The 16,255-nt window shown below is 63.3% G+C and carries 17 protein-coding genes, 4 tRNA genes and 1 pseudogene; 7 read left to right on the forward strand and 15 right to left on the reverse strand.

The window, feature by feature from the left end; translation table 11 throughout:
* Positions 1–74 precede the first annotated feature (74 nt).
* Complete coding sequence (locus tag PG879_RS07955; RefSeq protein ID WP_182953695.1) at positions 75–935, forward strand: PA4780 family RIO1-like protein kinase; 861 nt, start codon at positions 75–77, stop codon at positions 933–935.
* 59 nt (positions 936–994) lie between these two features.
* On the opposite strand, the gene PG879_RS07960 is transcribed toward PG879_RS07955, so the two are convergent.
* A complete protein-coding gene (locus tag PG879_RS07960; RefSeq protein WP_143237492.1) occupies positions 995–1,873 on the reverse strand; it encodes a pirin family protein in 879 nt (292 codons plus the stop codon).
* A gap of 239 nt (positions 1,874–2,112) precedes the next feature.
* On the opposite strand from PG879_RS07960, the gene PG879_RS07965 reads away from it, so the two are divergent.
* Positions 2,113–4,515 (forward strand): DNA polymerase II, encoded by a 2,403-nt coding sequence (locus tag PG879_RS07965; RefSeq protein ID WP_113977341.1) that lies wholly within the window; start codon positions 2,113–2,115, stop codon positions 4,513–4,515.
* Positions 4,516–4,655: 140 nt separating this feature from the next.
* Here PG879_RS07965 and PG879_RS07970 read toward each other — a convergent pair.
* From PG879_RS07970 to PG879_RS07995, 6 genes are all read right to left on the reverse strand, one after another.
* Positions 4,656–4,732 (reverse strand) — tRNA-Val (locus PG879_RS07970).
* Between the two features lie 39 nt (positions 4,733–4,771).
* Positions 4,772–4,848: transfer RNA gene (locus PG879_RS07975), tRNA-Val, on the reverse strand.
* Positions 4,849–4,969: 121 nt separating this feature from the next.
* A tRNA-Val gene (locus tag PG879_RS07980) sits at positions 4,970–5,046 on the reverse strand.
* An 11-nt stretch (positions 5,047–5,057) separates the two neighbouring features.
* Positions 5,058–5,134 (reverse strand) — tRNA-Val (locus tag PG879_RS07985).
* Positions 5,135–5,328: 194 nt separating this feature from the next.
* The gene (locus tag PG879_RS07990; protein WP_029314480.1) at positions 5,329–6,708 is read right to left on the reverse strand and encodes an MATE family efflux transporter; all 1,380 of its coding nucleotides are present in this window, start codon (positions 6,706–6,708) and stop codon (positions 5,329–5,331) included.
* A gap of 151 nt (positions 6,709–6,859) precedes the next feature.
* On the reverse strand, positions 6,860–7,066 hold the full coding sequence (locus PG879_RS07995) for a YaeP family protein (RefSeq protein WP_010674629.1): 207 nt from the start codon (positions 7,064–7,066) through the stop codon (positions 6,860–6,862).
* A gap of 133 nt (positions 7,067–7,199) precedes the next feature.
* Between PG879_RS07995 and PG879_RS08000 the strand changes: the two genes are divergently transcribed.
* Together PG879_RS08000 and PG879_RS08005 are read left to right on the forward strand one after the other, a co-directional pair.
* Entirely contained in the window at positions 7,200–7,811 is a 612-nt protein-coding gene (locus PG879_RS08000; RefSeq protein WP_010674630.1) for a riboflavin synthase, read from the forward strand.
* Positions 7,812–7,913: 102 nt separating this feature from the next.
* Positions 7,914–8,204, forward strand: a complete 291-nt coding sequence (locus tag PG879_RS08005) for a YciI family protein (protein WP_113978641.1) — start codon at positions 7,914–7,916, stop codon at positions 8,202–8,204.
* A gap of 78 nt (positions 8,205–8,282) precedes the next feature.
* Here the strand turns inward: PG879_RS08005 and PG879_RS08010 are convergent, their stop codons facing one another.
* From PG879_RS08010 to PG879_RS08025, 4 genes are all read right to left on the reverse strand, one after another.
* Positions 8,283–8,486: a CPXCG motif-containing cysteine-rich protein gene (locus PG879_RS08010; RefSeq protein WP_005336871.1), complete on the reverse strand. Its 204-nt coding sequence runs from the start codon at positions 8,484–8,486 to the stop codon at positions 8,283–8,285.
* Positions 8,487–8,616: 130 nt separating this feature from the next.
* Complete coding sequence (gene hxpB / locus PG879_RS08015; RefSeq protein WP_069785071.1) at positions 8,617–9,276, reverse strand: hexitol phosphatase HxpB; 660 nt, start codon at positions 9,274–9,276, stop codon at positions 8,617–8,619.
* Positions 9,277–9,404: 128 nt separating this feature from the next.
* Positions 9,405–10,583 (reverse strand): formate-dependent phosphoribosylglycinamide formyltransferase, encoded by a 1,179-nt coding sequence (purT, locus tag PG879_RS08020; protein ID WP_041211381.1) that lies wholly within the window; start codon positions 10,581–10,583, stop codon positions 9,405–9,407.
* A gap of 73 nt (positions 10,584–10,656) precedes the next feature.
* Positions 10,657–11,547, reverse strand: coding sequence for a DMT family transporter (locus PG879_RS08025; RefSeq protein WP_104455889.1), 891 nt, complete (start codon positions 11,545–11,547; stop codon positions 10,657–10,659).
* Between the two features lie 226 nt (positions 11,548–11,773).
* Between PG879_RS08025 and PG879_RS08030 the strand changes: the two genes are divergently transcribed.
* Positions 11,774–12,361 (forward strand): FMN-dependent NADH-azoreductase, encoded by a 588-nt coding sequence (locus tag PG879_RS08030; RefSeq protein WP_039039094.1) that lies wholly within the window; start codon positions 11,774–11,776, stop codon positions 12,359–12,361.
* Between the two features lie 95 nt (positions 12,362–12,456).
* Here PG879_RS08030 and PG879_RS08035 read toward each other — a convergent pair whose 3' ends face one another.
* The 4 genes and pseudogenes from PG879_RS08035 to PG879_RS08050 form a co-directional block, all read right to left on the reverse strand.
* A complete protein-coding gene (locus tag PG879_RS08035) occupies positions 12,457–12,636 on the reverse strand; it encodes a hypothetical protein (protein ID WP_182953690.1) in 180 nt (59 codons plus the stop codon).
* 161 nt (positions 12,637–12,797) lie between these two features.
* A complete protein-coding gene (locus PG879_RS08040) occupies positions 12,798–12,986 on the reverse strand; it encodes a DUF4250 domain-containing protein (protein WP_010674638.1) in 189 nt (62 codons plus the stop codon).
* Positions 12,983–13,453, reverse strand: a complete 471-nt coding sequence (locus PG879_RS08045; RefSeq protein ID WP_182953687.1) for a MarR family winged helix-turn-helix transcriptional regulator — start codon at positions 13,451–13,453, stop codon at positions 12,983–12,985. The genes PG879_RS08040 and PG879_RS08045 overlap by 4 nt, the downstream gene beginning before the upstream one ends.
* 150 nt (positions 13,454–13,603) lie before the next feature.
* Positions 13,604–14,781 (reverse strand): annotated as a pseudogene (locus tag PG879_RS08050) (UPF0149 family protein).
* A gap of 271 nt (positions 14,782–15,052) precedes the next feature.
* Between PG879_RS08050 and PG879_RS08060 the strand changes: the two are divergent.
* The gene (locus PG879_RS08060) at positions 15,053–15,922 is read left to right on the forward strand and encodes a CvfB family protein (protein WP_270829997.1); all 870 of its coding nucleotides are present in this window, start codon (positions 15,053–15,055) and stop codon (positions 15,920–15,922) included.
* Position 15,923: 1 nt separating this feature from the next.
* Positions 15,924–16,235, forward strand: a complete 312-nt coding sequence (locus PG879_RS08065) for a DUF1289 domain-containing protein (RefSeq protein ID WP_182953683.1) — start codon at positions 15,924–15,926, stop codon at positions 16,233–16,235.
* Positions 16,236–16,255 lie beyond the last annotated feature (20 nt).

The raw sequence follows: 16,255 nt of genomic DNA on the forward strand, positions 1-16,255 counted from the left end.
GCCGTTTCTGACAGGGGTGGCAGGCCACCAGCAAACAGGTGCAAACAAGGTGCAAATAGGGTAAAAGGGCGGTCATGAAAATTCCAAATCGAATCCAACCTCTGGTTGATGACGGCCTGGTGGACGATGTCATCAGCCGGCTGATGAGCGGCAAAGAGGCCGACGTCTATGTGGTGCGCTGCGGCGACGAGATCCGCTGCGCCAAGGTCTACAAAGAGGCGTCAAAGCGCAGCTTCAAGCAGGCCGTGGTCTATCAGGAAGGGCGGCGGGTACGCAGCAGCCGCGATGCCCGCGCCATGGAGAAGGGCTCCAAGTACGGTCGCAAGCAGCACGAAGAGGTGTGGCAGAACACCGAGGTGGATGCCCTGTTCAAGCTGGCGGCGGCCGGGGTGCGGGTTCCCAGGCCCTATGTCTGCCTCGATGGCGTGCTGCTGATGGAGCTCATCACCGACGCCGACGGCAACGTCGCTCCCCGTCTCAACGATGTGGCCCTGACCCGTGAGCAGGCTCTGGTGGATCATGGCAAGGTGATCCGCTACGTGGTGCGCATGCTCTGCGCCGGTCTCATTCACGGGGATCTCTCGGAGTTCAACGTGCTGGTGGACGAAGAGGGGCCCGTCATCATCGACCTGCCCCAGGTGGTGGATGCCGCCGCCAACAACCAGGCCAGGGCCATGCTGGAGCGGGATGTCGACAACATGCGCAACTACTACGGCATGTATGCCCCCGAACTGCTCAAGACCCGGTATGCCCGGGAGATGTGGTCCTTGTTCGAGGATGGCAAGCTGGGCCCCGAGACCGAGCTCATCGGCCTGTTCGAAGAGAGCCGGGAGGCCATCGATCTGGATGGCGTGCTGCACGAGATAGAAAGTGCCCAGGAGGAGGCCATGGCCCGCCGGGCCAGGTTGCAGGCGGAGCAGGAAGAGGAGTCCTGACGGGCCTTCATTCCAATCAACAAGAGCGCCATGGGCGCTCTTTTGTTTTGGACCCTGGCTCAGAGCCCGGTCAGGGGGGGCGCCTTGAGACGGGGCCCCTGGTAACCCGTCACCTCGCCAAAGCGCGGATGACCGCTCTCCCAGTCGGCGGCGGCGGTGCGAATGGCCTCCTTGTCGACGCTCACGAAGTTCCACCAGATCTGCAGCGGTCTGGGCAGGGGTTCGCCGCCAATGAGCAGCAGCCGGGCACCCGGGCGCAGGGTCAGCGCCACCTCCCGGTTGCCGGGGGGCAGGTAGAGCAACTGCTCCGGGGCCAGGGCCTCCCCTGCGATGATGGTCTCCCCCGCGAGGGGAAAGAGGCCGTGCTCGAAGGCGAGGTCCAGGGGGAGGGTGATCTCGCCTCCCTCGGGGGCGTGCAGATCCAGCCCCAGAATGGGGGAGAAGTGCAGGGTGGGGGCGCGCTGGCTGCCGTGCTCGCCGATGAGCAGAGTGAGGGTGATCTCCCCTTGCTGCCAGCGGGGGAGCGTCGGGTAGTGATCGAAGCGGGGCGGGGTATGCTGATCCGCCTCTGGCAGGGCTATCCAGAGCTGGGCGGCGTGCAGATCGGGCTGGTTTGGGACCGACTCCTCGGTGTGGGCGATGCCCCGTCCTGCGGTCATCAGGTTCACCTGGCCCGGACGGATTACCTGCTTGCTGCCCAGGCTGTCCCGGTGGAGGATCTCCCCCTCCAGCATCCATGTGAAGGTCTGCAGGGCGATGTGGGGGTGGGGCCCCACATCCATGCCGGGGGCGCCGGGGGCAAAGCGGGTCGGGCCGATATGATCGAGAAAACACCAGGGCCCGATGGTGCGCCGCTCCTTGACCGGGATGGCGCGAGCCACCGGGATGCCGCCCACATCGGTGAGGCGGGAGGCAATGCGTTGCCACTGTTGTGTCATGGGGTGCTCCTTGTCGAGGAAAAGGTTGGCGCGCGCGCAGGCCGCAGCGTCTGCCGGGAGTTGGACATGCCGTCTCGCCCGGTGCCGGTGAGTGATGCCGAGGTTACTATGCCCCAATCCGGCGCCGGATGGCAAAGAGGGGGCACAGCGCCTGCCCTGAGGGCCCAGCCCGGCAATTGCAGCCGGGTACTGTATGAACGTACAATAGTCCCATTCCACTTTTGAGCCCGACCACCTGCATGACCGACATCCAGCCCCTTCCTCCCGTGACCCCGCCGCTCGACGGCTTCATCCTGACCCGCCATGGTCGGGATGTGCAGGGGCGTACCGAGATCGTGATGTGGCTCTGGAGCGCACAGGGACCGGTACGGGTGGTGGTGCCGGGGCAGGAGCCGGTCTTCTTCCTGCCGGAACGCCACCTGGAGGAGGCGGCCGAGCTCTTCAAGGGGGCTGGGGTGAGGGGGCGTTTTCGCCGCCTCCCCATGCACACCTTCGAGGGGAGCCGGGTGGTGGGCTGCTACTTTGCCACCCTGAGCGCCTTTCACCGCGCCATCGAGCTGCTGCTCATCCGCGGATTGGAGCACTTCGAGGCGGATATCCGCCTGCCCGAGCGCTTTCTCATGGAGCGCTTCATCACCGCCGGGATGCGCTTTGACGGCAAGGCGAGGCGAAAGGGGGGCAGGCAGGGTTACTGGGAGGTAAACGAGGCGCGCTGTGCGCCGCAGGCGGTGACGCCGACCCTCTCCTGGGTCTCCCTGGACGTGGAGTGCGCCATGGATGGCACCCTCTTCTCGGTGGGGCTCCATAGCGAAGAGGACGCGCGGGTCATCATGATTGGCTCCCCGGAGCCGGGCTCGCAGGACTGGGAGACCCACGTCGAGTGGGTGGCGGACGAGCCCGCCCTGCTCGCTGCCCTGGAGGGCTGGTTCAGCCTGCACGATCCCGATCTCGTCATCGGCTGGAACGTGGTGAATTTCGACTTTCGCCTGCTGCTGCGCCGCGCCGAACTCCACAAGCGGCGGTTGCGGCTCGGGCGCGGGCGGGAGCTCTGCTTCTGGCGCTCGTCCCGAAACGACCCCCAGAGCGGCAACGTCATCATCCCGGGGCGCATGGTGCTGGACGGCATCGATACCCTCAAGAGCGCCACCTGGCAGTTCCCGAGCTACAGCCTGGATGCGGTGGCGAGCGAGCTGCTCGGGCGGGGCAAGGACATTGAGGACGTGGCCAACCGGGGGGAGAAGATCACCGAGCTGTTCCACTCCGACAAGGAGGCGCTGGCCCGCTACAACCTGGAAGATTGCAGGCTGGTGTGGGAGATCTTCGATTTCTGCCACCTCATCCCCTTCGCCATCGAGCGCGCCTCCCTCACCGGTCTCGAGCTCGACCGGGTGGGCGGGTCGGTGGCGGCGTTCACCAACCTCTATCTGCCACGGCTGCACCGCGGTGGCTACGTGGCGCCCAACCTGCCGGCAGACGGCGGGCTCGCCAGCCCCGGCGGCTATGTGATGGACTCCAAGCCGGGGCTCTATCGCCACGTGCTGGTGCTCGACTTCAAGAGCCTCTATCCCAGCATCATCCGCACCTTCTGCATCGACCCCATGGGGCTGGTGGAGGGGCTCAAACACCCGGATAACGCCATTCCAGGCTTTCGCGGCGCCCTGTTCTCCCGAACCCGTCACTTCCTGCCGGATCTCATCGCCACCCTCTGGGCGGCGCGGGATCGGGCCAAGGCCGCCAGTAACAAGGCCCTCTCCCAGGCCATCAAGATCATCATGAACTCCTTCTACGGGGTGTTGGGGTCGGGGGGTTGCCGCTTCTACGACCCGAGGCTCGCCTCCTCCATCACCTTGCGGGGCCACGGCATCATGCAGCAGACCCGGGAGTGGATAGAGGCAGAAGGGTTCGAGGTGATCTATGGGGACACCGACTCCACCTTCGTGCACCTGGGGAGCGATATCCGTCTCGAACAGGCGGACGAGATTGGCCAGCGACTGGCGAAGATGATCAATGACAACTGGGCCGCGCTGATCAGGCGGGAGTTCGACCTGCCGAGCCATCTGGAGATCCAGTACGAGACCCACTACCGCCGTTTCCTGATGCCCACCATTCGCGGGCTGGAGAAGGGAAGCAAGAAACGCTATGCGGGACTGGTGGGCGAAGGGGAAGGGGAGCACCTGGTGTTCAAGGGGCTAGAGACGGTGCGCACCGACTGGACCCCCCTTGCCAAGGCATTCCAGACCCGGCTCTACGAAATGGTGTTCCACGACCAGGATCCCAGCAGCTATGTGCGCACCATGGTGGACGAGACCCGGGCCGGCCGTCACGACGATCTGCTCATCTACCGCAAGCGGCTGCGCCAGAAACTCGAGGAGTATCAGAAGAACGTGCCACCCCATGTGCGGGCGGCGCGCCTGGCGGACGAGGAGAATCTGCGCCGCGGCCTGCCCCAGCGTTATCAGCACAGGGGCACCATCGCCTACCTGATGACCCTGAACGGCCCCGAGCCTTTGGAGTACCGGCGCAGCGCCGTCGACTACGAGCACTACATCGACAAGCAGCTCAGGCCCATCGCCGACGCCATCCTTCCCTTTGTGGGGGAGTCGTTCGAGCGGATCTGCGGCCAGCAGCTCGATCTCTTCTGACGAAGCGAGGTAAACGCGGCCGCCATGGCACGACAATGGCGGCCCGCGGGCCAGAGGGGACAGGAGGCAGATGACGGGGGAGAGCGGATGTCAGAGCCGACCAATGCAAAAAGCCCGCTATCAAGCGGGCTTTTCAAATCTGGTGCGTCCTAGTGGATTCGAACCACCGACCCCCACCATGTCAAGGTGATGCTCTAACCAGCTGAGCTAAGGACGCAGGGTGCGCAAGGCGACTTTGTGTGTCATTGCAGGGGAGTGGTGGGTTTAATTGGATTCGAACCAACGACCCCTACCATGTCAAGGTAGTGCTCTAACCAACTGAGCTATAAACCCACATCTGCGTTCAACCGGATTCGAACCAACGACATTGCCTACGCCATGTCAAAGTACTGTTCTAACCGACTGAGCTATAAACCCACATCAAATTCATATCTGCAATTTATTCAAACTGTTATGGTGCGTCCTAGTGGATTCGAACCACCGACCCCCACCATGTCAAGGTGGTGCTCTAACCAGCTGAGCTAAGGACGCATCACGAAAAGTGGTGGGTTTAATTGGATTCGAACCAACGACCCCTACCATGTCAAGGTAGTGCTCTAACCAACTGAGCTATAAACCCACTTCATAAACCGGGTTGAAAACCCGTTTTATCCCGCCAGCACTGCTGGCGTGGTCGGCATACTACCCATGGCCCCCAAGGCTGTCAACAAGGGACATGCACAAAGGAGACTGTTTGCCCAGTTCTTGTGCAGCCTGTTGATTTTACAGGCGAGCCGCCCCAAAAGTGCGGCTCCCCGTGCCCCTGGCCGCGCCCTATTGCGCCCGGGAGAGGGCGGTGCAGGCCGCGGGGCTGGCGAAGCGGCCATAGATGACGCGCAGCCGTGCGCCCAGCATCAGGGCGGCGGAGGTGAGACCGACGATGAAGCCTATCCAGAAGCCCTGCGGGCCCATGCGCGGTACCACCCAGTCGGTCAGCCCCAGGATCATGCCGGTGGGCAGACCCAGCCCCCAATAGGCGACGATGGTGACGTAGAAGATGGCCTGGGTGTCCTTGTAACCGCGCAGAGCCGCCGCGGCCACCACCTGTACCGAGTCGGAGATCTGGTAGATGGCGGCGAAGAAGAGCAGGGTGGCGGCGAGGCCGATCACCTGCAGGTCGTCGGTGTAGATCCCCGCGATGGGGTCGCGCAGCAGCACGGTGAGGGCGGCGGTCGCGGCGGCGACGCCCATGCCCAGCATCAGGCCGGTGCGGGCGGCGACCCTGGCCTGATCCGGTTGACCTTCCCCTATGTTGTGACCGACCCGGATGGTCACACCGACACCGATGGAGAGGGGCAGCATGAAGACCAGGCTGGAGAAGTTGAGCGCAATCTGGTGACTCGCCACCGTCTCCGCACCGAAGGGGGCCAGCATCAGGGCCACCACGGTAAACAGGGTCACCTCGCAGAAGATGGCCATGGCGATGGGGAACCCCAGGCGGAACAGGCGCCAGATCCGGCTGCCGTTGGGGCGTGCCAGCTGGGCGAACAGGTTGATGCGCTTGAAGTGGGCAGAACACTTCACATAGACGATCATCGCCAGCAGCATGGCCCAGAGCACGATGGCAGTGGCCACGCCGCAGCCGACGCCGCCGAGTTTCGGCATGCCAAAGTGGCCGTGAATGAAGATGTAGTTGGCGGGGATGTTGACCGCGAGCCCCACGAAACCGATAACCATGGTCGGCATGGTGTGGGAGAGCCCCTCACTGAAGTTGCGCAGCACCTGGAACATCACGAAGGCGGGCAGGCCCCACAGGATGGCGTGCAGGTAGCCGGCAGTCTTGGCCGCCATGACGGGATCCACATCCATGAACTGCAGTGCCAGGGGGCTGAAGTAGAGTGCCACCATGGCGATGGGCGTGACGATGAGGGCGAGCCAGAAGCCCTGGTGCACGGCGGGGCGCACCTCATCCTGCTTGCGGGCGCCGTTGAGCTGGGAAACGATGGGGGTGAGGGCCATGATGATGCCCTGCACCAGCAAGATGATCGGCAACCAGAAGCTGGACGCCACCGACACGGCGGCCAGATCCACGGCGCTCACCTGTCCCGCCATCACGGTATCGACGAAGTTCATGGCGATCTGGGCCACCTGGGCGACCAGAATGGGGCTGGCTAGACGAACGAGCTGCTTCGCCTCGGACCAATAACGTTGCACTGACACCTCCGAGTGGATCAGATAAAAGAGAAAGAGCGGGCAAGAGAGATGGGCTTTTGCCTCCTCGTCCTGAGGAGACAAAATGCGGGGGTGTCATTCTAGCCTGAAAAACCGCCAACGGGGAAGGTCGGCGGCAGATTTGTAGCCGGGATCAGGCGTCTTCGTGATCGCTGATCAGCAGGTTGGCCGCGGCATAGGCCGCCTGCTCGCGCAGATCCGCCGGTACCCGTTCGTCGGAGGCCACGGCGTTGAGCGCCCGTATGCTGGCGGCAATGGCCTGGGGCACATAACCCTGCTCACCGGAGCCAATCTGGTTGTAGGCGATGCGAATGGCTTCACAGCATTGATATACCTGCATTTTTGTTTCCTCGTTCAGTCTGGATTGATTGGGGTCACTATAGCGATCGCGCTTCTCCTTGTCAGCCGGCACCCTTGTCTTGCAAGGTGGCCGGGGGTAACCTGCCGACAATTTTCACAGCTTGGAGAGACTCATGTTCACCGGCATCGTACAAGGGACCGCCGAACTGGTGGCCATCGATTCACTGCCCAATTTTCGCACCCACGTGATCCGCATGCCGAGCCCGGCCTGGGGCGAGGGGCTGGCCCTGGGGGCCTCGGTGGCCCACAACGGCTGCTGCCTGACCGTCACCCGGGTGGAGGGGGATCTGGTCAGCTTCGATCTGATGCAGGAGACTCTGCGCCTCACCAACCTTGGGCAACTGGTGGTGGGTGACAAGGTCAACGTGGAGCGGGCCGCCCGCTTTGGGGACGAGATTGGCGGCCATGCCATGTCCGGCCATATCATGGGGACGGCCGAGGTGACCTCGGTCATCGACACCCCCAACAACCGCCAGGTGTGGTATCGCCTCGATCCTGCGCTTATGAAGTACGTGCTGACCAAGGGCTACATCGGCATCGACGGCATCAGCCTCACCGTGGGCGAGGTACGCGCCAGGGAGTTCTGCGTCAACCTGATCCCCGAGACCCTGGCCCGCACCAACCTGGGCTGGGTCAAGGCCGGCTGGCAGACCAACATCGAGATTGACCCCCAGACCCAGGCCATCGTCGACACGGTGGAGCGGGTGCTGGCGGCGCGCCAGTAACCACCTGAGCGCTGCCCCCAGGGTTCGAAGAGGAGGGCGGCATCACGGGAAAGGTGCCCTCTTGTGGAAGAGGCGCCGCCCCAGAGCCTTGGAGACTTCTCTATGTTTGTCGTGACATTGACTTATGTGAAACCGCTGGCGGAGATCGATGCCCTGATCCCGGCCCACATTGCGTGGCTGGAGCGGCAGTATGCCGCAGGCCATTTTCTGGCATCCGGGCGTCAGGTACCCCGAGTCGGGGGCGTCATACTGGCGCAGGGAGTGAGCCGAGACGCCCTGGAGGCGATGCTGGCAGAGGATCCCTTTAAGCAGACAGAGGCGGCCGATTATCAGGTGGTGGAGTTTGTTCCGACCATGACGTCGGCGAAGGCGGCGTGCTTGAGGGAGGCGTGACCCAGCCTGACGATGGCACCAGAACAAACGGGACCCACAGGGTCCCGTTTGTTTTTGTCTGTGTCTGGACAGGGTGATTCAGAACAGCTGCTCGTCGTCGGCATCCACGAAGAGTTGCAGGCAGTCGCGGGCTTCATCCCGGTGCAGCCGCAGATGGATGGGGTTGCAGCAGGCCATGCAATCTTCGTAGAACTCCTGATCCCCCTGGCTGGCATCCAGCTCGACCCGGGTGTGGTGGCCGCAGTGGGGGCAGACGATACGCTTGCTGGTGTATTCGATCATGGTGACCTCCTCGGGCCCGTGGGCCGTCTCTGTGCTCCTGCTGATTCTAGTCGCCACAAGGCGGCGCAACCGCGAGCAAGCGCACGTTTATGAGCGGGCTCAAGGGAGGCAGGAGGTCAGTCCGTGTTGCCTACTTGACCCAGTCGGCCAGCATCTCTGCGTTCAGCTCGGCAAGAGAGCGCAGCTCGTGGTTGGCGATGGCCAGACGGGGATCGCCGACCAGCGCCGGGTCCGGCACGATCAGCGCCGTCATGGAGGCTGCCTTGGCCGCCAGCAGGCCGGTGAAGCTGTCCTCGATGGCGAGACAGTGCACAGGCTCGACGCCGAGCTTCTCGGCGGCGTGGATATAGACATCCGGGTGGGGTTTGCCAAAGCGCTCCACCTCGGCGGAGTGGACCGCCATGAAACGGTCCTGGATGCCGAGTTTGCCGAGCACCGCCTCGACCATGGCAAACGGGGAGGAGGTGGCGAGCCCGATCTTGAGCCCTTGGGCCTCGATGAGGTCGAGGGCTTCCAGCACCCCGGCCTTGGGTTGTCCCTCTTGCAGGATGAGCGCGATCACCTGATCCAGAATGCGCTGTACCACCTCTTCCTGGCTGGGGCTGCTCCAGGGGCGGATCCGGTACCAGTGGGCCACCAGCTGATCGATGCGCACCCCTATGGTGGAGTTGCAGTCCTCCTCGGTGTGGAAGTGGCCCAGTTCGGCGAAGACGGCCATCTGGGCCCGTTGCCAGAAGGGTTCCGAGTCGATCAGAACACCATCCATATCGAAGATCACGGCAGTTAACATCTTGTACTCCTGACATAGGTGAAGGGGGGATTATAAGCCCGGTGCTTCAATGGGAAAGGGGCAGTCACCTGCCCCTTGCGTCGGATCACGCAGATAAACGTTTGTTTTTGCGTGGTAAAGCGGAGTGCCTAGAACAGTACCTCGACCCGGGCTGCCACCGTCTTGGCCTGCTCCACGGCTTCCTGGCAATCCTGCCCACGGGCGAGCGCCACCCCGAGGCGACGACGACCTGCGATCTCCGGCTTGCCAAAGAGACGCAGCTGGGCACCCGGCACCAGGGCCAGTGCCTCGCCAATCCCCTGATAGCGGATATCCTGGCTGTGGCCTTCCCGCAGCACCACGGCAGAGGCGCTCGGGCCGTACTGGGTGATGGTGCCGACGGGCAGCCCCAGGATGGCGCGCACGTGCAGGGCGAACTCGGAGAGATCCTGGGAGATCAGGGTCACCATGCCGGTGTCGTGGGGGCGGGGGGAGACTTCGCTGAACCACACCTCGTCACCCCTGATGAAGAGCTCGACCCCGAACAGACCGTAGCCGCCAAGGGCTTCAACCACCTTGGCCGCCACCTCCTTGGAGCGGGCCAGGGCCAGCTCGCTCATGGCCTGGGGCTGCCAGGATTCGCGGTAGTCACCATCCTCCTGACGATGGCCGATAGGCTCGCAGAAGTGGATGCCATCGACCGCGCGCACCGTGAGCAGGGTGATCTCGTACTCGAAAGGAACGAAGCCTTCGACAATCACCTTGCCACGACCGGCACGGCCCCCCTCCTGGGCATAGGTCCAGCTTTCATCCAGCCTGGCGAGATCGCGCAGCAGGCTCTGCCCCTTGCCGGAGGAGCTCATCACCGGTTTGACCACGCAGGGGAGGCCGATGGCCTCGACGGCGGCCACAAACTCCTCCTTGCTCTGGGCAAAGCGGTAGGCAGAGGTGGGCAGCCCCAGGGTTTCGGCGGCGAGGCGACGGATCCCCTCCCGGTTCATGGTGAGCTGGGTGGCGCGGGCATTGGGCACCACCTTGACCCCTTCCTGCTCGAGGGCGGCCAGGGTGTCGGTGGCGATGGCTTCAATCTCGGGGATGATGAGGTCGGGCTTGACCTCGGCCACCAGGGCGCGCAGGGCGGCACCATCCAGCATGTCCAGCACACGGGCCTGGTGGGCCACCTGCATGGCGGGGGCGTTGGCATAGCGGTCGGCGGCGATCACCTCGATACCGAGCCGCTGCAGCTCGATGGCGACCTCCTTGCCGAGTTCGCCTGATCCCAGCAGCAGGGCGCGGGTCGCAGTGGGGCGGGTGGCGGTTCCAAACATCTGATCTCTCCTGAGGTCGGTGGTCAGCAGGGCTGATCCGGGTGAGCAAAAAAAGAGGCACGCATGGCGTACCTCAGGAAGTGGGTGGGTGGGCGCGCTGCTCCAGATGGGTGAGCAGGGTGATGGCGCCGATGATGATGGCCGCCCCCAGCCACAAGCGACCGGGGGGCGCCCAGCCAAATACCAGCCAGCCGGCCAGCACGTTCATGGGCAGCTTGGCAAAATCAAAAGGTTGCACGAAGGAGGCCTCCGCCACGCTGTAGGCGCGGGCGATGGACATCTGGGCCAGTGCCGACAGTACGCCCGAGGCGGCCACCAGCAGCCACTGGGTTTCGCTCGGCCACTGCCATTCAGGGATCGCCAGCATGGCGTTGAACGGGGTGCTGAAGACGAGCAGGTAGACGACGATGGTGTGGGACGACTCGCTGGCCGCCTGATAGCGCACCAGCAAGGAGTAGCCTGCCCAGAAGAGGGCGGCCGCCACCGGCAGCAGGGAGGCCAGGGTGAAGTCGTCGGTCCAGGGGGCCAGGATCAGCATGGCGCCGACAAAGCCGGCCAGGGTGGCCAGGATGCGGGCCCGGCTCACCTGCTCTTTGAGAAAGAGGGCTGATCCCAGGGTGGCAAACAGGGGGGAGGTCATCAAGAGCGCGATCCCCTGCCAGATGGGGACGGGGACCGCCAGGGCCCAGAGCCAAAACTGGATGCCGGTCACCGCAAGGGCGACCCGCAGCAGGTGCAGGCGCAGCTGGTTCGTCATCAGGGACTGGCGCAGACCGTGGCGCACCAGCCAGGGCAGCAGGCAGACCAGGGCGATCAGATATTGGTGAAAGGCGACCTGGGTCGAGGGGAGGCCGAGCTTGAAGCTGACATACTGGCTCAGGCTGTTGACGGCGGCGAAGCAGAGGCCTGCCACCATCATCCAGACGGCGCCGGCAAAGGGGGAGTGCCTGCGGGAGGAGGTCATGAGATCCGGATCACGTACAAAAAGTGCGGCGGATCATAACGGCAATCGTTTGTCATGCCAAGGGTGCGGAGTTTGATGAGCCCCTCTCCGCCGAGGAAATGCACAGACATCAAATTTTTTGAATGACTTGAGCATCTATTTTCGCTATCAGGCTTTAATGCCAGTCTTTATAGTGACCTCCATCGACAGCCTGGCTGTTCAATTGACAATCAAATGGAGTTTCACCATGGCCAATATCCTCGTTCTGAAGTCCAGCATCCTGGGCCAGTATTCCCAATCCAACGCCCTGATCGACGGCTACCTGGCCGAGCGCCAGGGTGACACCATCCAGGTACGCGATCTGGCGACCCTGAACCTGCCGGTGCTGGACGGCGAGCTGGCCATGGGCCTGCGTGGTGGCGAGAACCTGAACGAGCGTCAGCAAGCGGTGCTGGCCCAGTCCGACGAGCTGGTCGCCGAGCTCAAGGCGAGCGATCTGGTGATCATCGCGGCCCCCATGTACAACTTCAACATCCCGACCCAGCTGAAAAACTGGATCGATCTGGTGGCCCGTGCCGGCGTAACCTTCCGTTACACCGAGACCGGCCCGGTCGGCCTGGTGGAGAACACCCGCGCCCTGGTGGTCAGCCCCCGTGGCGGCATGCACGTGGGCAATGCCACCGACCTGGTGACCCCCTACATGCGTACCGTGCTGGGCTTCATCGGCATCAACGAAGTGGACTTCATCTATGCCGAAGGCATGGGCATGGGGCCGGAGGCGCAAGCCAAGGGGATCGAGCAGGCCAAGGAGCAGCTGGAAACCCTGGCTTACTGATGCCACTCGGGGTCTTGGCCCCCAGTATCCTGAAACAACAACGCAGCCCTCGGGCTGCGTTGTTGTTTTTGCGCAGGCATCACGCTCTAGCGTCGTTATTCGCGCAGGAAGTGGCGACAGCCGCTGCCGACCATCAGAAAGACCGCCACCAGGGAGGCCAGCAGCAGGGTGGTGAGCCACTGCTCGGCGCTGCTGGGGACCTGGGGAAAGAAGAGGCTGATCACCAGCAATGTGCAGAGGGTGATCAGGCTGGTTGGTCGAATGAGGCGCATCATGGGTCATCCTTGGCTGCGGGTGGTGAACGAGAGGCTAACCGCGGTCTGTGACAACAAGATGTATCCATACCTCTTGCGAACATCAACGGACCGGGTAGCCACCACCTTAGCAGTTTTTGCCGACGGAGCCAGCGGCATGGGTCGGGTTGTGATCCGGATCCCTATCTGAACTGCTTCTGATCTTCCTGATAGTGAAAATCGCCACTGGCCAGCCTGGCAACCAGGGCCTCTTGATCGAGATCCTGCGCCCGGCAGAGATCATCGAGATCCTCGTAGTGATCACGCAACTGCATGTTGACCAGGCTCAGCAGCATGTTGACATCCATGGTGGCAAAGTTGTTCAGCTTCATGAGGGTTGCTCGTTGTCCAGCAGGTGAAGTTGTTCGATGGCATCGCTGACGCTCTGCAGCTGCAGGCGAATGCTCTGACGCGCCTCGGCCGGCAGATAGTCGGTGAGGGTGTGCTGCCAGCTTCCCGCCTCCGTCTTGAGCTGCTGGAACAGGGTGAGCCCCGCCGGGGTGAAGGAGACCAGGCTGATGCGCTTGTCCTGCACGCTGTTCTCGGTGAACAGGATGCCTTTCTCCACCAGACGATGGATCTCGCGGGAGATCCGTACCTTGTCCATGCCGCTCGCCTCCACCAGTTCCTTCTGGCTGATGGGGTAGTGGGGGCCGAGCACCATCATCAGGCGCCACTGGGGCACGGTGAGTTGGTACCGCTGCTGATAAAACTGTTCAAAGGTATCGCGCACCATCTCAGCGGCGTGAACCAGCTGATAAGGAGGGTAGTGCGCGAGCAGCTCAATGATCTTCGACATATGACATCCTGCTGTGGCGGCTGCATCGGGTGCAGTTTCTCTTGATACTTTGGCCTTGATGATACGTAACACAGGGGCATTTGTCTGACCAGTCACCAGAAAAATGTGCGTTTGCGCACGTGTTCTGTCATCGAATCGGCAATTGGGGTCTCAACTGGCCTGCTTGCCCGCACTCTTTCGCAGCCATATCAAGGCGTTGTGGGTCAGCCAGGCCTCGCGACTCTGCAAGGCGTAGAGCGCCGCCTCGTCACGGCTGCCTCCCTGCCAGCGGCGAGGCTCCTGCTTGGGCAAGCGGCGCTGGCCCAGCAAAGTGGCGGGTACATGTGGATTGACCCCGATTGCCGCCGCCAGATGAGGGCGCGCCGCCGCTTCCCCTTCGCAGACAAAGCTCATCAAGGCCTTGTTGTAGAGCAGCCAGCAGGAGGCTTCATCAAAGCGCACCAGCAGTTGTTGCAGGGCATCCCACTCCCCTTGCCAGGCATAGAGGGTGGAGAGGGGGTGGCGGCAAGCGGGCTCGTCGGCGCGGCAGAGGGCGAGCAGGGACAGGTACTCATCCCGTGCCTGCCCAAGCTGCCCAAGTCGCAGCAGGCAATCGGCTCGACCGGCCCTGGCCGCGATCAGTGGGCGTGCCTCGGGGACCTGCCAGCCATGGCCCGCGTGGGCTTGCCAGAATGCCTCATCGAACAGGAGGTTGGCATCGGCAATGATGCGCTCGAACCAGCCAAGGCGAGGGAGGGGATCGCGGCTCTCTGCCGCCAGCTCGAACCACTGCTGCCACTGGCGAGTCTGCTCGTTGTCCAGGGACGGGCTCTCTTCAGGCTCGGCCTCGTAGTGATCCTGGCCGAGCAGGAGGTTGAGGGCCGTCTTCATCTGCTGGCGTTGACGCTTGCAAAAATCGAGGAAGGGGAGCTCGCTGGCCGCAGCCTGGTGCAGCATCATGGCCATGGGCTTGTCGCGAAACAGGCAGAGCTCGGCCACCAGGCTACCCCCTGACTGAAGCCATAGCTCCATTGGCCCAGAGGATGGCGCTTGTCAAACACCTGCTCCGGGTTGTCGGTAGAGAGGCGACACTGGCTCGGCAGGGCTAGCTGCGCGTCGTCGGCCTGGGCTTCCAGCTCGGCGATCAGGTGATGCAGCGCCTCGGCACTCTTCTCGTCCAGCGCCGTATCATGAGGCAGCAGGCCGGCCAGCGGATCTTGCCAGTCTGGGGCTACGGGCCCCGTCAGACGGGCGCACAGGAAGCCGTGCAGGGCGGGGTAACTCATCTCCTGCTGGCTGTGGGTCTGGATCCATTGAGTGAGATGACGGGTTCGAGTGGCTGGGTTCATCGACGCTTCCTCTGGATTTGACGGCCGCGAAGTCTACCTAAAAGTGGGGTTATTTGCAGCAAAGGGGGAACTGAATGCTGCTAATATCGTCAATCTGGCCGCCCGGGAGCGGGAAAAGAGGTCAGACACAGGGGGGAGGGGCTAGGTCCTGCTGCCGCTCTGGGGTAACATGCGCGCCTGCATGACATAAATCGGCCCCGTCCTCTCTCATCCGACGGCGGCGATGCACCTCTATATGACGGGTCTTCCATGAGATGGGCCCATCCGGATATTGAAAGAAGAGATCACCATGTTACAGATTGGCAAGATGAACACCCTGACCGTCGTCGAGATCGAGGAGCGCGGCGCCTGGCTGGCGGCGGGGGAATACGGCGAGCTGCTGCTGCCCAGGCGCCAGTTGCCGGAAGGTGTCGCCGAGGAGAGCGAGGTGTCCGTCTTCCTCTATCTGGATGCGGATTGCGAGCCGGTGATCACCACCCACAAGCCCTTCGCCATGGTGGGGGACATCGTCGGTCTCAAGGTGGTCAACGCCAACAAGATTGGTGCCTTCCTCGACTGGGGCATGAAAAAGGATCTCTTCGTACCAAGCCGCGAGCAGAACAAGCCGATGCAGGTGGGCCATGTCTATCTGGTGCACCTGATGCTGGACAACGAAGGGCGCATGGTCGGCACCAGCCGTCTGGAGCGCTTCCTGCGCATCGACCCTCCTTTCAAGAGCGGTGACGAGGTGACGGTGCTGCCGGGGGAGCACACCCCCCTTGGCATCAAGGCCGTGGTCAATGGCCAGTACGCCGGCATGCTGTTCAAGAACGAGGTGTTCGGCCGCGTGATGACGGGCCGACCGCTGACCGCCTGGGTCAAGCAGGTGCGCGAAGATGGCAAGCTGGACCTGACCCTGCAAAAGCCGGGGCTGGCCCGGATGGATGACGCCGGTGCGCGCATCCTGCTGCGCCTGCAAAAGCAGGGGGGCAGCCTTGCGGTGGGAGACAAGAGCGATCCTGACGTCATCTACAAGATGTTCAGCATGAGCAAGGGCACCTTCAAGAAAGCGATCGGCGGCCTCTACAAGCAGGGCAAGATCGTCATCGAGGAGCACAGCATCCGCCTCGTGGGCTCCGACACGCCGGCAGGGGACGAATAAGGTGCCGAGTCCCTGCATCGGTGACTGCCGGGCCAAGGAGGGGCTCTGTCTCGGCTGTGGCCGCACCCTGACCGAGATAGGCCAGTGGTCCGTCATGGACAGCGAGGCCCAGCTGGCCCGCATGGCCGAGATCGATGGCTCGAAGAGCACCCATGCCTGCCCGGGCTGCGGCGAGCCGGCGTTCTGCGCAGTGTCGGCGGGGGAACCCATCGAGCGCTGCTGGTGCAGCCAGCTTCCCGCGCTGCCCATGAGCGATGCCAGCGCCTGCTGGTGTCGCCGCTGTCTGGCCAAGGCCATCGCGGCACGCCCCTGACTCGGGCATCGCAAAAAACG

It is taken from the genome of Aeromonas sp. QDB63, assembly GCF_027707425.1.
GTDB classification, from domain to species: domain Bacteria; phylum Pseudomonadota; class Gammaproteobacteria; order Enterobacterales; family Aeromonadaceae; genus Aeromonas; species Aeromonas caviae.